The organism is Micromonospora sp. ATA51, assembly GCF_016802855.1.
GTDB lineage: Bacteria > Actinomycetota > Actinomycetes > Mycobacteriales > Micromonosporaceae > Micromonospora > Micromonospora sicca.
Map to the genome: position 1 here is coordinate 1 of NZ_JAEVHJ010000173.1, position 13,743 is coordinate 13,743.

The window sequence follows — 13,743 nt, forward strand, 5'->3', positions numbered from 1 at the left end:
GCGGCCGCCCGCGAGGCGCGCCCGGGCGGCGACCGGCCGCGCCACCGGCACCGACCCGGCGACCACCCCCGCCTCCTGGGAGCCGCGCCCCACCGAGACCGCCACCCGGCTGATCCTGGTCCGGCACGGCGAGACCGAGCGGACCGTGCAGAAGCGCTACTCCGGCCGCGGCGACGTGCCGCTGACCGACCGGGGCCGCGCCCAGGCCCGGGCCACGGCCGCCCGGGTGGCCGCGCTGGCCCGTCCGTCGCGGCCGTGGTCAGCTCGCCGCTGTCCCGGTGTACGGCCACCGCCGAGGCGATCGCCGCGGTCGTCGGCAACCCGCCGGTGCGCCCCGACGACGACCTGATCGAGTGCGACTTCGGGGCCTGGGAGGGGTGCACCTTCGCCGAGGTGCGCGAGGGCTGGCCGGGCGAGTTGGACGCCTGGCTCGCCTCGACCCGGGTCGCCCCGCCGGAGGGGGAGTCGTTCGCGGCGGTCGCCGAGCGGACCGGCCGGGCGGTCGACCGGCTGCGCGCGGCGTACCCGGGGGAGACCGTCGTGCTGGTCTCCCACGTCTCGCCGATCAAGCTGGTGCTGCGCGACGCCCTGGCGGCGGGCGACGCCTTCCTGCACCGGCTCTACCTGGACACCGCCAGCATCTCGCTGCTCGACCTCTACCCGGACGGCGGCGTCGCCGTGCGCGTGGTCAACGACACCGCCCACCTCGCCGCCCTCTGACGTCACCCCGCCGGGCCGGCTGCCCGCGCCGCTCGGCGCACGCGGCCGGCCGTTCGGCGCATCGCCGTCGCCCCGCTGAACGTGACCGCGTTCACAGGGTCGTAGCCTCCGGCCGTCACATGGCTAGTTACGACTTTCCCGGAGGTGTGTCACATGGCAGCACCCGAACCGGAGGCGCCGACCCCGGCGCGATCCAGGGCGAAGGACCACAGTCCCTGGAACTGGTTGCTCTTCATACCGATCGTGGTGCCGCTGATCCCGGCCCTCTTCAACGCCGACTCACCCCGGCTGTTCGGCTTCCCGCGGTTCTACTGGCTGCAACTGGCCTGGATCATCCTCGGCGTGGCCACCACCACGCTGGTCTACCAGATGACGAAGAAGCGGGGTGATCGGTGATGTGGCGTGACCATCTGACCGAGATCATCGTCTTCACGTTCCTCTTCCTGCTGGTCAGCGCGATGGGCTTCGTGGCGGCCCGGTGGCGGGCGCCGCGCGACATGGCGCACCTCGACGAGTGGGGACTGGGCGGCCGCAACTTCGGCGGCTGGATCACCTGGTTCCTGGTCGGCGGCGACCTCTACACCGCGTACACCTTCGTGGCGGTGCCGGCGCTGGTGTTCGGCGCGGGCGCGATGGGCTTCTTCGCCGTGCCGTACACGATCGTCATCTACCCGATGGTCTTCCTGGTGCTCTGCCGGCTCTGGTCGGTGTCGCACCGGCACGGCTACGTCACCCCGGCCGACTTCGTCCGCAACCGGTTCGACTCGCCGGTTCTGGCGCTGCTGGTCGCCATCACCGGCATCGTCGCCACCATGCCGTACATCGCCCTGCAACTGGTCGGCATCGAGTCGGTGCTCAAGACGATGGGCGTGACCGGCGACAACGCGCTGGCCCGGCACCTGCCGATCATCATCGCGTTCGCCATCCTGGCGGCCTACACCTACCAGTCGGGCCTGCGCGCCCCCGCGCTGATCGCCTTCGTCAAGGACTCGCTGATCTACATCGTGATCCTGGTGGCGATCATCTACCTGCCGTACAAGCTGGGCGGCTGGGGCGACATCTTCAACGCGGCGGACGCGAAGTTCAAGGCGTCACCCGCCCCCGGGGACGGCATCCTGCTCAACGCCAACAACCAGCTCCAGTACGTCACCCTGGCGTTCGGCTCGGCGCTGGCGCTCTTCCTCTACCCGCACAGCATCACCGGCGTGCTGGCCAGCCGGAACCGGGACGTGATCAAGCGGAACATGTCCGCGCTGCCGGCGTACAGCCTGCTGCTCGGGCTGATCGCGCTGCTCGGCTACATGGCGATCGCGGCGGGGGTGAAGCCGCTGCCGGGCGCCAAGGCGGGCAGCGTGGACAGCAACACGGTGGTGCCGCTGCTGTTCGACCAGCAGTTCCCGAGCTGGTTCGCCGGCGTCGCGTACGCGGCGATCGGCATCGGCGCGCTGGTGCCGGCGGCGATCATGTCGATCGCGGCGGCGAACCTGTTCACCCGCAACATCTACAAGGAGTACCTGAAGCGGGACGCCAGCCCGGCGCAGGAGGCGCAGGTCTCGAAGGTGACCTCGCTGCTGGTCAAGGTGGGCGCGCTGGCGTTCATCATCTTCCTCGACCCGCAGTTCTCCATCGACCTCCAGCTCATCGGCGGCGTGATCATCCTGCAGACGCTGCCGGCCGTGGCCCTGGGCCTCTACACCCGCTGGTTCCACCGGGGCGCGCTGATCGCCGGCTGGGTGGCCGGCATGGGCATGGGCATGTGGATGCTCTACCAGATCGCGAATCCGGCGACCGGGAAGAAGCACTTCGCCGGCTCGGCCTTCCCGCTGTCCGAATTCGGCTTCGACACCAAGAAGACGATCTACGTGGGCATCGTGGCGGTGCTGGTCAACCTGGTGGTCGCCGCGCTGGGGACGCTGGTCCTGCGGGCCGCGAAGGTCACCGGCGGGGTGGACCACACCACGTCGGACGACTACTTCGCCGACGAGGGTGACCCGCGCGTCACCCCCGGCACCGACCGCGACGCCGACTCCGCCCGCGAGCCCGTCGCCTGACGTGCAAGGAGGGGCCCCCTGTTAACGCCTGGCGTTGTACAGGGGGCCCCTCTTAACATCTGCGCCGCCCGGCGCGCGCCTCAACGGGGGCGGGGGCGGGATTGCAGGGCCTGGTTGAGGCGGTGCAGCAGCTGCGCGAGCGTGTCCCGGTCGTCGGGGGACCAGGTGGCCAGGATGTCGCCGTAGAGCCGGGTGCGGGCCGCCTGGACGGCGGCCATCCGCTGCAGCCCGGCGGCGGTGGGGGAGACCACCGTGCCCCGACCGTCGGTCGGATCGGGGGCACGGGCGATCAGGCCGTCCCGCTGCATGGCGGAGAGCTGGCGGGTGACCGTCGAGCCGTCCAGGTTGAGCGTGGCGGCGAGCGCGGAGACGTTCTGCGGGCCGGCGTCGGCCAGGTGCCGCAGGATCACGTACGCGGCCCGGTCGAGCAGCCGGTGCTCCATGGTGCCGGTGCCGCGCCGGGTGGCCTCGCCGAAGCGCATCAGCAGCGCCACCTCGGTCTCGATCCGGCCGAGGGTGACCTCGCCCGGGTCCGTGCCGGTCGTGCGGTCGTCCGTCATAGCTGTATGATACAACAGAGTTACCTGTACGATACAGCTATCTGTCTGGAGGCGCGGAGTGGATCGGCGATCCGAACCCAACCGCAGTGCCATCTACGCCACCACCCTGGTGGCCTTCCTCGCCATCGCCGGCATCGCCGTGGTGGACCCGATCCTGCCGGCCATCGGCGAGGCGATCGGCGTCACCGCCTGGCAGGTCGAGCTGCTCTTCACCGCGTACATCGCGGTGATGGCGCTCGGCATGATCCCGGCGACCCTGGCCAGCGGTCGCTTCGGCTTCAAGCCCGTGCTGATCACCGGGGTCTCGGTGGTCGGCGCCGCCGCGATCCTCGCCTCGTTCAGCGACAACATCGTGCAGCTCTCCGTGCTGCGCGGAGTCTGGGGGCTGGGCAACGCGATGTTCTTCGCCACCGCGATGGTGGTGCTGGTCAACCTCGCGATCGACCGGGAGTGGGTGGTCGGGCTCTTCGAGACCGCGCTCGGGCTCGGCTTCGCCGTCGGCCCGCTGATCGGCGGCCTGCTGGGCCACGTGAGCTGGCGGCTGCCGTTCTTCGTCTGCGGCGTCTTCATGGTCCTCGCGCTGGCCGTCGCGTCCCGCAAGCTGCGCGAGCCGGCCAACCGCCAGGCGCCCGTACGCGTCCGTCAGATCTTCGCCACCTACCGCAAGCCGGCGTTCGTCACGCTCTGCGTGGTCACCGCCGCCTACAACTTCGTCTTCTTCGTGGTGCTCGGCTACACCCCGCTCTTCCTGCACCTCGACGTGGTGCCGCTGGGGCTGGCGTTCACCGCGTGGGGCCTCGGCCTGGCCGTCGGCATCCTGGTGATCGGGCACCGGCTCGCCCACCGGATCGGCGCGGTGCAGACCGTCGGCGTGGCCATCGCCGGCCTGCTGGTCTGCATGGTTCTCTTCGCCACGTCCCACTCCACCGCCCGGTCGCTGGTGGTGCTGGTGCTCGCCGGCCTCTGCATGGGCCTGGCCAACGCCAACCTCACCGACCTGGCGCTCGGCCTCGGCTCCAGCGACCGCCGGGTGGCCACCGGCGCGTTCAACCTGGTCCGCTGGGGCGCCGCCGCGCCCGCCCCGATCATCTCCGGCAAGCTCGCCGAGCACGGGCTGGCGCTGCCGTTCTGGGTCGGCTTCGGGGTGCTCGCCGTGGGCGTGCTGGTTTACCTGGCCTTCGCGCACGTGATGGCCGCCGGCTACGGCGAGCGGGTGCTCTGGTCCCGCTGGAACTCCGCGGCCCGCGACGCCGAGCACGCCCCGGAGGAGCCGGTCGGCGAGGCGTACTGAGCTTTCCCCTCCGCACCTGGTCGAACCGCCCCGGCGCCGCGTCGCGCCGGGGCGGTTCGGCGTCCTGGGCCCACCCGACGGCGGGTTTCAGCGCAGCGCGCGCCAGAGCAGGTAGAGGCCGATCGCCGTGCCGAAGACCACGATCAGGGTCTTCAGCACCACCGGCGGCAGCCGGCGGACCAGCCGGGCGCCCATGTACCCGCCGACCAGCGTGGCCGGCGCGACCACCGCGACCGCCGCCCAGTTGACCGGGCCGAAGAGCGCGAAGACGACCAGCGTGGTCAGCCCCACAACCGCGGAGAGCAGGTTCTTGATCGCCGACACCCGGGCCAGCGTGGTGTCCAGCACCAGGGCCAGGCCGGCGACCAGCATCACCCCGAGCGCCGCGCCGAAGTAGCCGCCGTAGACCGCGCCGAGCCCGACCATGGCCTGGACGGTGACGGTACGGCGGCGCGGGCTCAGCCCGGCCGGGTGGCCGACCAGCCGGCGCAGCGGATCCTGGAAGGCCAGTACGGCGGTCGCGCCCAGCACCAGGAACGGCACCACCAGTTCGAAGGCGCGCGCCGGGGTGGCCAGCAGCAGCAGGCAGCCGACGATGGTGCCGGCGATCGTGGTGGGCACCAGCGTGGCCAACCGCCGGGCCGGTGGCAGGTCGGCCCGGCTGCCCGCGACGCTGGCGACGTACCCGGGGAAGACCGACACCGAGTTGCTGACGTTCGCCGGCACCGGCGGCAGCCCGACCGCGATCAACGCCGGGAAGGTGATGAGGGAACCGCCCCCGGCCACCGCGTTCACCGTGCCCGCGGCGAGACCGGCGGCGAGCAGGAGCGCGGCGTCGGAGAGGTCCATGATCCCCAGAGGCTAGTACGCCCCCGTCCGCGCCGCCCAGGTGTCGGTGGCCCCGGCATCGCCGCCAGGCCGCTGTGAAGCTGATGACGCGGATGAATCACGATCCCGGTCGCGCCGGGCCCGCGGGCATGATCCTCCGGGGTGGAAATGGGTGAGCGAGCCGCGTCGTTAGGATGGAGGCGCGACGGACGAGTCGACCGGGCGGTCGCGTCGACGGGCTCCGGCCCGTCGCCGAGGAACGTCCGGACTCCACAGGGCAGGGTGGTTGCTAACGGCAACCCGGGGTGACCCGCGGGACAGTGCCACAGAAAACAGACCGCCGGCCCGATACGGGACGGTAAGGGTGAAACGGTGGGGTAAGAGCCCACCAGCATCCCGGGTGACCGGGATGGCTAGGTAAACCCCACCCGGAGCAAGGCCAAGAATGGGTCGTCACCGCAAAGATGACGGTCCGCGCAGACGCTTGAGGGCTGCCCGTCCGATGTCTGCGGGTAGGCCGCTGGAGCCTGCCGGCGACGGCAGGCCGAGATGGATGGCCGCCGCCGACGGCGCCCCTCGGGGCGTCATCGGTCACAGAATCCGGCGTACAGGTCGACTCGTCCGTCGCCCACCAGGTCGCGGCCTTGATCAAGGCTGCGACCTGGTCGTATTTCAGCTGTCTACGGGCGTTGGCGGCAATCATCGGTTGGCGTTCGACGCCTTACTGAGATCCCGCTGCCATGAAAAGGGCGGACGCGGCGCGTAGAAATTGGCATCATCGAGACGTAGCTATTGTGCGGCTCCCCGAACTCGCCGGTAAATAGACGCGCGATCGCCCTCAATCATCCTTTGTGTGAGGTCTTCTGGTCGATTCTCCGATGGCACCACACGCTCGCCGGGGGATTCCGGAGATGGCAATGGGGAACTCCGACGGTTAATGGGCGAACAGGGCTCGTGCGGGAGGGGGGTCTTGTGACTGGGAAGGCGCAGGCGGCCGGCGTGGCGGCCAGGCCCCTACGAACCGCGGGTTGGTCGTGGTGGGCCGATGTGATCGCCTCGGTCGGCGCGGTCAGCGTGCTGATCGTAGCCGCGCTCTGGGTGCGGAGCGGCGGGGTGCAGGATCTTCGTGGCTGGATGGCGGGCCTGACGTCCATCGGTCGGCTGACCGGGCTTGTCGCGGCCGACCTGCTGCTCATCCAGGTGCTGCTGATGGCGCGCGTGCCGTGGATCGAGGGCACCTACGGACAGGACCGGCTCGCCCGTTGGCACCGCGTCGTCGGGTTTGTCTCCTTCGATCTGCTGCTCGCGCACATCGTGCTGATCACGGTCGGTTACGCCGCGACGGATGGGGCCTCCGTGACAGGCGAGGCGTGGAGCCTGGTCACCACGTACCCGGGAGTGCTGCTGGCGGTCGCCGGGGCGGCCGCCCTGACGATGGTCGTGCTCACCTCCCTGCGGGCCGTGCGGCGGCGGCTGCGCTACGAGTCGTGGCACCTGCTGCATCTTTACGCCTACCTCGGCGTCGGCCTGGCGCTGCCGCATCAGATCTGGACCGGGGCCGACTTCACCAGCTCCCGGGCCGCGACGCTGTACTGGTGGACCGCATACGCCGCGTGCGCCGGCACGGTGGTCGCCTTCCGACTGGGGCTGCCGACCTGGCGGACGCTGCGGCACCGACTCACGGTCGCCGCAGTCGTCCCAGAGGCTCCCGGCGTCCACTCGATTTACATGCGCGGACACCACCTGGACGAGTTGCCGGTACGCGCCGGGCAGTTCTTCCAGTGGCGCTTCCTCAGCGGCCCGGGCTGGAGTCGGGGCCATCCGTACTCGCTGTCCGCGGTGCCGCGTGAGGACATGCTGCGGATCACGGTGCGATCCCGCGGCGAGGGCAGCGAGAAGGTGTCAGAGTTACGGCCGGGAACCCGTGTGCTGATTGAGGGGCCGTACGGCCGGCTGACCGCCGCCCGGCGCACGGCTCCGCGGCTAACCATGATCGCGTCCGGGATCGGAATTACCCCGCTGCGGACCTTATTGGAAGAGTTACCGTACGCGCCGGGCAACGCCACGCTGCTGTACCGGGCTCGCTCGGCAGAAGACCTGGTGTTTCGCCAGGAACTTGAGCGCCTCGCGGCCGTCCGCGGCCTGCGCGTGGAGTACCTGTTGGGGTCGCGCGGGCGGGAGGACTCGTGGTTGCCGGCCGGATTCGGCGACGACGCGAAAACCTTGGGCGACCTTGTCCCGGACGTCGCGCAGCACGACGTGTTCGTCTGCGGACCGGACGAATGGATGCAATCGGTCGTACGGGCGGCGCGGCAGGCAGGCGTGCCGGCGGAGCGCATTCATCTTGAGCGCTTCACCTGGTAACTCGGCCATCCAATCCTCATGGCGCTCACAATCCGACCTGAGGAGGAAGACATGCGTAAGATCACGATCTGGTTCCTCGCCACGATCGCCGTGGTGGTACTTCTCTTCAACTACCGGACGTCGACCAGACCCGACAGCTCGCCTTCGACCGGGACCGTTGGCGACGCAGGCGTGCCGGGCGTTGCGCCGGTGGACCCCGGGACGTCACGGCGCACCGTCAAACGGTCCGGTTCCACCACCGTCGCCAACGGCCCGATCGTGCAGACGAAGCGGGGGCGCGTCCAGGTGCAGGCCCAGATCAGCGGTGGCCGGATCACCGAGATCACGCCGATGACGGTGCCGAACTCGAACAACCGCTCCCGCGAGATCAACAAGCGCGCAGTGCCGCAGCTGCGCACGGAGGCGCTTGCCGCGCAGAGCGCGCAGATCGATGCGGTGTCCGGGGCGACGCTGACCAGCGATGGCTACAAGGAGTCGCTCCAGGCCGCGCTGGACGACGTTCACTTCAAGGCCAACCCGTGACCAGGCAGGCGTTCGTCGAGCAGATCATGGGTCTGCCCGTCAGCGTGCATGTGCGCGGTCCCGGTGCCGACTCCCCGGCGGCGGCGAACGCCGTCGCCGGGGCCTTCGCCGAACTGCGCGCGATGGACGCCGTCTTCAGCCCGTACCGCCCGGACAGCCGGCTGAGCGCCCTGAACCGGGGAGAGCCGGTAGATGACCCGTTGGTCGACGCGGTACTCGACCTGTGCGAGCAGGCGCGGCAGCGTACGGGCGGCTACTTCAACGCGTACCTTCCCGAAACCGGCGGTGGCACCCGCTTCGACCCGTCCGGCCTCGTCAAGGGCTGGGCCGTCGAGCGCGCCGCGGAGCATCTGGAGGGGTACGCGTTCTACCTGAATGCCGGTGGGGACATGACGGTACGCGGATCCTGGCGCGTGGGCGTGGAGGATCCGGCCCAGCCCGATCAGCTCCTCACCACCATCGAGGTCGTCGACGGGCCGTCGCGACCTCGGGCAGTGCACACCGCGGAGCGCACATCGTGGACCCGCACACCGGCGCCCCCGCCCGGGGCGTGCGCTCGGTCACCGTCATCGGCCCGTCCCTGACCTGGGCGGACGTGTACGCCACCGCAGCGGTTGCGCAGGGGCCTCAGGCGGTGACATGGCTCGCCACGCTACCCGGGTACGAGGCCCTGCTCGTCGGCGACGACGGCGCCCTACTGGCCACGCCCGGCTGGTCACTACCCGCCTAGGTCGACTCGTCCGTCGCCCACCAGGTCACCGCCTCGATCAACGCGGTGACCTGCTGTGAAGTAGCCAGGCGCTCAGTCGTGCTCGGGTGCGCCGGTCACCCGGTGGGATGCCGCGTGCATCACCTCGGTCACCAGTCGGCGCGCATGCCCGCCTCCGGCGCGGTAGAGGGCGCGGCGGCCGTCCCGTCGCACGCTCACCAGCCCCGCCAGCCGAAGCTTGCCGAGGTGCTGCGACACCGCCGGCCGCGCCATCCCGACCGCCGCCACGAGCGCCGTCACGTCGTACTCGCCCTCGCTGAGCAGCCACATCAGCCGTAGCCGCGTTCCGTCGGCCAGCATCCGCAGCATTTCGGTCGCCGCCTCCACCTCCTGCCCGGGGGGAAGGCGTTGTTGCAAGTCGCTGGCATCTGCAACGTTGTCGCGTGCGTACATGAGCACATATTATCGCCGCCGTCGAGGGGTACGGATCGTCCGTGCGACCGCACGACCTGGGGGAGCGGTGAACGACCACGACCACGAACACGACGACCACGAACACGACGACCACGAACACGACGACCACGAACACGACGACCACGAACACCGCCACCGTCATGGCGGCCGGCTCGCTGCGTGGTGGCATCGGCTGGCCCACGCCGTCGTCCCGCACTCCCACGACTCGCGGGCAAAGATCGACCCCGCGTTGGAGTCCTCCCGCGACGGTCTCCGCGCCCTGTGGATCTCCCTGGTCGGCCTCGGGGTCACGGCCGTCGCCCAGGCGGTCATCGTGGTGCTCTCCGGTTCGGTCGCCCTGCTCGGCGACACCCTCCACAACGTCGCCGACGCCCTGACCGCCGTACCGCTGGGAATCGCCTTTCTCCTCGGTCGCCGTGCGGCCACCCGCGCCTACACCTACGGCTACGGCCGTGCCGAGGACCTCGCGGGCATCATCATCGTCGCGGTCATCGCCGCGTCCGCCGTCGCCGCCGCCTGGACCGCCGTCACCCGGCTGCTGCACCCCACCGACGTGGCACACCTGCCCTGGGTGGCTGCCGCCGGTCTCGTCGGCTTCGTCGGCAACGAGCTCGTGGCCCAGTACCGCATCCGCGTCGGCCGACGCATCGGCTCCGCCGCCCTGGTCGCCGACGGCCTGCACGCCCGCACCGACGGGTACACGTCCCTCGCCGTCCTCGCCGCCGCCGGCGGCGCCGCACTCGGCTGGCGCTGGGCAGACCCCGTCGTCGGCCTGGTCATCGCCGTCGCCATCACCTTCGTGCTCAAGGACGCCGCTCGCGAGGTCTACCGACGCCTCATGGACGCCGTCGACCCCGCCCTGGTCGACCAGGCCGAAACCGCGCTGCGGGCCGTCGACGGTGTCCGCGACGTGGCCGCGGTGCGACTCCGCTGGATCGGGCACCGGCTGCACGCCGAAGCGGAACTTGTCGTGGACGCCGACCTCAGCCTCGTCGCCGCACACGAGATCGCCGCCGACGCCGAGCATCAGCTCACCCACGCCGTGCCCCGGCTGGCCGGCGCCACCGTGCACACAGATCCGCACAGCCACCCCGGCCGACACCACCACCCTGATCTGTCCCACCGGCGCCGGCAGCCCTTCCGCTGATCGGCGCGAGCGGCATCAGCGAAGCTGCTTCTACCCCCCTATGTAGAGTTCCGATACAGTACTAGCCGTGCGGATGACGATCCCGGTGGCGAAGGTGCTCTCGGCGCTGCTCGCCGACCCGGCGGCCGAGCGGTACGGCCTCGACCTGATGAAGCTCACCGGTCTGCCCAGCGGCACCCTCTACCCGGTGCTGCACCGCCTCCAGGCGGCCGGCTGGCTCCTCGCCGATTGGGAGGAGGTCGACCCGGCCGCCGCCGGCCGGCCCGCCCGCCGGTACTACCGGCTGACCGCCGAGGGAGTTGGCGCCGCCCGGCAGGCGCTCGCCGAGCTGCGGGCGTTGAGCCCCGACCCCCGACCGCGCCGGGGTGGCGCCGAGCCGACCGGAGCTCCCGCGTGGTGACCCGGCGGCTGGCCGAGCGTCTGCTCCGGACGGCCGCCCGGCGCTGGCCGGCCGAGGTGCGCGACGAGCTGTCCCGCGAGTGGCACGCCGAGCTGCATGTGCTCGCCGAGCGGGGGGAGCGGCTGCGGATGCTCCGGTTCGCCGGCAGCCTGGCCGTTGGCCGGGCGCGCGTTCCACTGGTCGCGCGATCTGGACTGGACGGACCGTTCCGCCGGACGGTGGCCACGCTGCTCCTCGCCCCGCCGGCCGGCGTGGCGATCATCCTGGTCGCGGCGGTGCTGATGAATCTGGTGTACAACCAGCTGCTCGCCACGGTGAGCTGGGCGAACGCCGTCCAGTTGCCCGTGCTGACCGGTGTCACCGCCGGGCTGGCGGTGCTGCTGGCCCGGGTCGTCCGCCGCGGCGCCGCCCGCACCGCCCGCACCGGGCCGGCGCGCAACGCGCTCGGCGTCGTGCTTCCGATCGGCGTCACCGCCGTCCTCGTCGAGTACACCCTGAACGAGACCACCGAGAAGCTGACCCGCGTCGCGCCGGGCCTGGTGCTCTGGCTCGCCGGCCTGACCCTCTCGCTGTACGGCGCGGGGCTGCTGGCCGGCCGGGGCCGGGTCCGCGCCGCCTGGCTGGTGGGCGTGCTCGGCGCGCTCGTCGCCGCGGACCTCGCCGTGGTGCTCACCGTGGTCAACCTCATCTCCGGCGGCCCGGAGACGGTCATCGACGGTGTGGCCCAGGGCGACACCGTCGACCGGGTCTCCGCCCCACTGTGGCTCTTCACCAGCTGGACGGACTGGTCGTTCGGGCTGCCCCGGCCGACGAAGCGGGAGATCTTCCTCATCACCGATCTCGTGGAACTGCAGCCCTTCCTCTATCTCGCCTGCACCCCGTACGCGCTGGCCTACGCGATCCGGGCGGCGCGGCCGGCGGCGCCGGAGCCGATCGCACCGCCCGCGCCGGTGCCCTCCGGCGCCTGAGCCTCGGCCCGACCAGCTCACCTCGCGGCGCACCCGCTCGTACTCGCGGGCCAGCTCGGCGTCGATCCGCGCCATCCGCTCGTCGGTCAGCTCCACCGCGGGCTGGTACGACGGCCGGCCGGCGAGCATCCGCCGCCGCAGCCCGGTCGGCGGATAGATGGCGAACAGCGACGCCTCCTCCCGTACCGACGACTGCCGCAGCAGCGGCAGCCGGCCCGCCGCGGCGGACCGGGACTCGGCGACCGCCGCCCGCCACCGGTCGGGCCCGTGTCCGGCCCGCGACTCCCGGCGGACGGCGTGCGCGATCGTCTCCCCGGCGAGGAAGGCGTCGAGCATGCGGTGTCCGGCCCGGCGGCCGGGTCAGTCCGGGCAGGCAGTCGCTCCATCGGCGCCGGTGTGGCGGCGGCCTGCACCACCTGGGCGAAACACGCCGCGACGTTCGCCCGCTGCCAGCCGAAGACCGAGGCGGCGGTCTTCGCCATCCGGACCCGGAAGACCAGCCGGACGCCCGGACCGACGTCCTCCACCGCCAGCACCTCCACCCCGGCGACGCGTCGGCGCGTCCCGCAGCGCCGGCCCGGACGCCGACGGCACGGCCAGCAGCGCGGCCCGGGTCCGCTGCGCCGTCGCCGTCACCTCCCGGTCGGCGCGCCGGTCCAGCCGGTGCTGGGACCGGTCCCGCAGCAGCGGCACCGCCACCAGCACCCCGGTCGCGGCGAGCGCCGCGAGCACGGCGGCGGCCAGCAGCCGGCGTCGCAGCCGCGCCGATGTTCCTCCCCCGTACCGCACCCGGGGATTGTGCGTCACCGACCCGGTGGACGGCTGCCCCGTTCTTCGCCGTTCCGGCGTCCGACGGCCGGGAGCACGTCTAATGTGGAGGACATCGGGGACTATTTGTGGCGATCCGGTGGCGGCCGGACGCCTAGCGGTGCACAGTGATCTCATGAGCGACAGCGGAAGTGGTGCGCACTACTACTGGTGCACGCGACACCACCGGGTCGAGACCGATGACAACGTGTGCCCTGCGAAGCACGTTCTCGGACCGTACCCCTCAGCCGCCGACGCGGAGAACGCCCTGCAGAAGGTGCAGGAGCGCAACGAAGCGTGGGAGGCCGAGGACGCCCGTTGGGCCGGGGAGGACAGGTAGACGGCGCGGGACGGCCCGCGTCGAGGTACTCCGTGCTCCGCGAGGAGCCACGTGAGAGCACGTCCCCAAGGAGGGAACCAAGATGGCCGAAGCACAAAAGGCCACCACCCGCCCGGCCGCCAAACGTACGACCGCGACGAAGACCACCGCGACGCGACGGTCCACGGGGGCTGCCACGGCCCGGACGGCGACGGTCACCAAGGCGGCGCCGAACGCCTCGGGCGCCGGCGCCGGTCGGGTGCCGGCGAAGCAGGCCGTCGCGAAGAAGGCGGCCGCCAAGAAGGTCGTGGCGGCGGCACGCAAGGCGCCCGCGAAGATGGCGCCGGCCACCAAGACCGCCGCGAAGCAGGCGCCCGCTAAGAAGACCACCGCGAAGAAGGCGCCCGCGAAGAAGGCGCCCGCGAAGAAGGCGCCCGCGAACAAGACCACCGCCAAGAAGGCGCCCGCCAAGAAGGCCACCGCCAGGAAGACCACCACGGCGGCGAAGAAGGCTCCCGCGCGGAAGACGGCGGCGAAGAAGACCACGGCGGCGGCGAAGAAGACCACGGCGGCGGCCAAGAAG

At 71.6% G+C, this 13,743-nt stretch carries 15 protein-coding genes, 1 other RNA gene and 2 pseudogenes; 14 read left to right on the plus strand and 4 right to left on the minus strand.

All coding sequences use genetic code 11. From position 1 onward, the window contains the following. From JNW87_RS23600 to mctP, 3 genes and pseudogenes are all read left to right on the plus strand, one after another. Positions 1 to 720: pseudogene (locus tag JNW87_RS23600) on the plus strand (histidine phosphatase family protein); the annotation flags it as partial. A 153-nt stretch (positions 721 to 873) separates the two neighbouring features. Beyond that, positions 874 to 1,116 (plus strand): DUF3311 domain-containing protein, encoded by a 243-nt coding sequence (locus tag JNW87_RS23605; RefSeq protein WP_109799967.1) that lies wholly within the window; start codon positions 874 to 876, stop codon positions 1,114 to 1,116. After that, positions 1,116 to 2,771: a monocarboxylate uptake permease MctP gene (gene mctP, locus JNW87_RS23610; protein ID WP_109799968.1), complete on the plus strand. Its 1,656-nt coding sequence runs from the start codon at positions 1,116 to 1,118 to the stop codon at positions 2,769 to 2,771. Before JNW87_RS23605 ends, mctP begins: the two co-directional genes overlap by 1 nt. An 80-nt stretch (positions 2,772 to 2,851) precedes the next feature. Here the strand turns inward: mctP and JNW87_RS23615 are convergent, their stop codons facing one another. Beyond that, positions 2,852 to 3,331, minus strand: coding sequence for a MarR family winged helix-turn-helix transcriptional regulator (locus JNW87_RS23615; RefSeq protein WP_238454414.1), 480 nt, complete (start codon positions 3,329 to 3,331; stop codon positions 2,852 to 2,854). A gap of 58 nt (positions 3,332 to 3,389) precedes the next feature. On the opposite strand from JNW87_RS23615, the gene JNW87_RS23620 reads away from it, so the two are divergent. Next, entirely contained in the window at positions 3,390 to 4,622 is a 1,233-nt protein-coding gene (locus JNW87_RS23620) for an MFS transporter (protein WP_109799970.1), read from the plus strand. Between the two features lie 87 nt (positions 4,623 to 4,709). Here the strand turns inward: JNW87_RS23620 and JNW87_RS23625 are convergent, their stop codons facing one another. Beyond that, positions 4,710 to 5,471 (minus strand): sulfite exporter TauE/SafE family protein, encoded by a 762-nt coding sequence (locus tag JNW87_RS23625; protein ID WP_109799971.1) that lies wholly within the window; start codon positions 5,469 to 5,471, stop codon positions 4,710 to 4,712. Between the two features lie 189 nt (positions 5,472 to 5,660). Here JNW87_RS23625 and rnpB point away from each other — a divergent pair. The 5 genes from rnpB to JNW87_RS41670 all read left to right on the plus strand — a co-directional run bounded on the left by rnpB (position 5,661) and on the right by JNW87_RS41670 (position 9,066). Continuing rightward, positions 5,661 to 6,074, plus strand: an RNA gene (gene rnpB / locus JNW87_RS23630) — RNase P RNA component class A. Between the two features lie 423 nt (positions 6,075 to 6,497). Continuing rightward, complete coding sequence (locus tag JNW87_RS23635; RefSeq protein ID WP_236647292.1) at positions 6,498 to 7,814, plus strand: ferric reductase-like transmembrane domain-containing protein; 1,317 nt, start codon at positions 6,498 to 6,500, stop codon at positions 7,812 to 7,814. Positions 7,815 to 7,865: 51 nt separating this feature from the next. Further along, positions 7,866 to 8,336 (plus strand): FMN-binding protein, encoded by a 471-nt coding sequence (locus tag JNW87_RS23640; protein WP_109799972.1) that lies wholly within the window; start codon positions 7,866 to 7,868, stop codon positions 8,334 to 8,336. Continuing rightward, positions 8,333 to 8,920, plus strand: a complete 588-nt coding sequence (locus JNW87_RS23645) for an FAD:protein FMN transferase (RefSeq protein ID WP_238454415.1) — start codon at positions 8,333 to 8,335, stop codon at positions 8,918 to 8,920. Before JNW87_RS23640 ends, JNW87_RS23645 begins: the two co-directional genes overlap by 4 nt. Then, positions 8,854 to 9,066 carry an FAD:protein FMN transferase gene (locus JNW87_RS41670; RefSeq protein WP_375373537.1) on the plus strand — a complete coding sequence of 71 codons (213 nt, stop codon included), beginning with the start codon at positions 8,854 to 8,856 and terminating at the stop codon, positions 9,064 to 9,066. Before JNW87_RS23645 ends, JNW87_RS41670 begins: the two co-directional genes overlap by 67 nt. 72 nt (positions 9,067 to 9,138) lie before the next feature. Here JNW87_RS41670 and JNW87_RS23650 read toward each other — a convergent pair whose 3' ends face one another. Continuing rightward, positions 9,139 to 9,498: a metalloregulator ArsR/SmtB family transcription factor gene (locus JNW87_RS23650; RefSeq protein WP_109799991.1), complete on the minus strand. Its 360-nt coding sequence runs from the start codon at positions 9,496 to 9,498 to the stop codon at positions 9,139 to 9,141. A gap of 67 nt (positions 9,499 to 9,565) precedes the next feature. On the opposite strand from JNW87_RS23650, the gene JNW87_RS23655 reads away from it, so the two are divergent. The 3 genes from JNW87_RS23655 to JNW87_RS23665 all read left to right on the plus strand — a co-directional run bounded on the left by JNW87_RS23655 (position 9,566) and on the right by JNW87_RS23665 (position 12,034). After that, positions 9,566 to 10,666 (plus strand): cation diffusion facilitator family transporter, encoded by a 1,101-nt coding sequence (locus tag JNW87_RS23655; protein WP_238454416.1) that lies wholly within the window; start codon positions 9,566 to 9,568, stop codon positions 10,664 to 10,666. A gap of 67 nt (positions 10,667 to 10,733) precedes the next feature. Next, the gene (locus JNW87_RS23660) at positions 10,734 to 11,066 is read left to right on the plus strand and encodes a PadR family transcriptional regulator (RefSeq protein ID WP_109799974.1); all 333 of its coding nucleotides are present in this window, start codon (positions 10,734 to 10,736) and stop codon (positions 11,064 to 11,066) included. Then, on the plus strand, positions 11,060 to 12,034 hold the full coding sequence (locus tag JNW87_RS23665; RefSeq protein WP_238454417.1) for a hypothetical protein: 975 nt from the start codon (positions 11,060 to 11,062) through the stop codon (positions 12,032 to 12,034). The genes JNW87_RS23660 and JNW87_RS23665 overlap by 7 nt, the downstream gene beginning before the upstream one ends. Positions 12,035 to 12,394: 360 nt before the next feature. Here JNW87_RS23665 and JNW87_RS23670 read toward each other — a convergent pair whose 3' ends face one another. After that, positions 12,395 to 12,823, minus strand: a complete 429-nt coding sequence (locus JNW87_RS23670) for a hypothetical protein (protein ID WP_238454418.1) — start codon at positions 12,821 to 12,823, stop codon at positions 12,395 to 12,397. Positions 12,824 to 12,977: 154 nt separating this feature from the next. On the opposite strand from JNW87_RS23670, the gene JNW87_RS23675 reads away from it, so the two are divergent. Beyond that, positions 12,978 to 13,181, plus strand: coding sequence for a hypothetical protein (locus JNW87_RS23675; RefSeq protein ID WP_238454419.1), 204 nt, complete (start codon positions 12,978 to 12,980; stop codon positions 13,179 to 13,181). 82 nt (positions 13,182 to 13,263) lie between these two features. After that, a pseudogene (locus tag JNW87_RS23680) lies at positions 13,264 to 13,743 on the plus strand (histone); the annotation flags it as partial.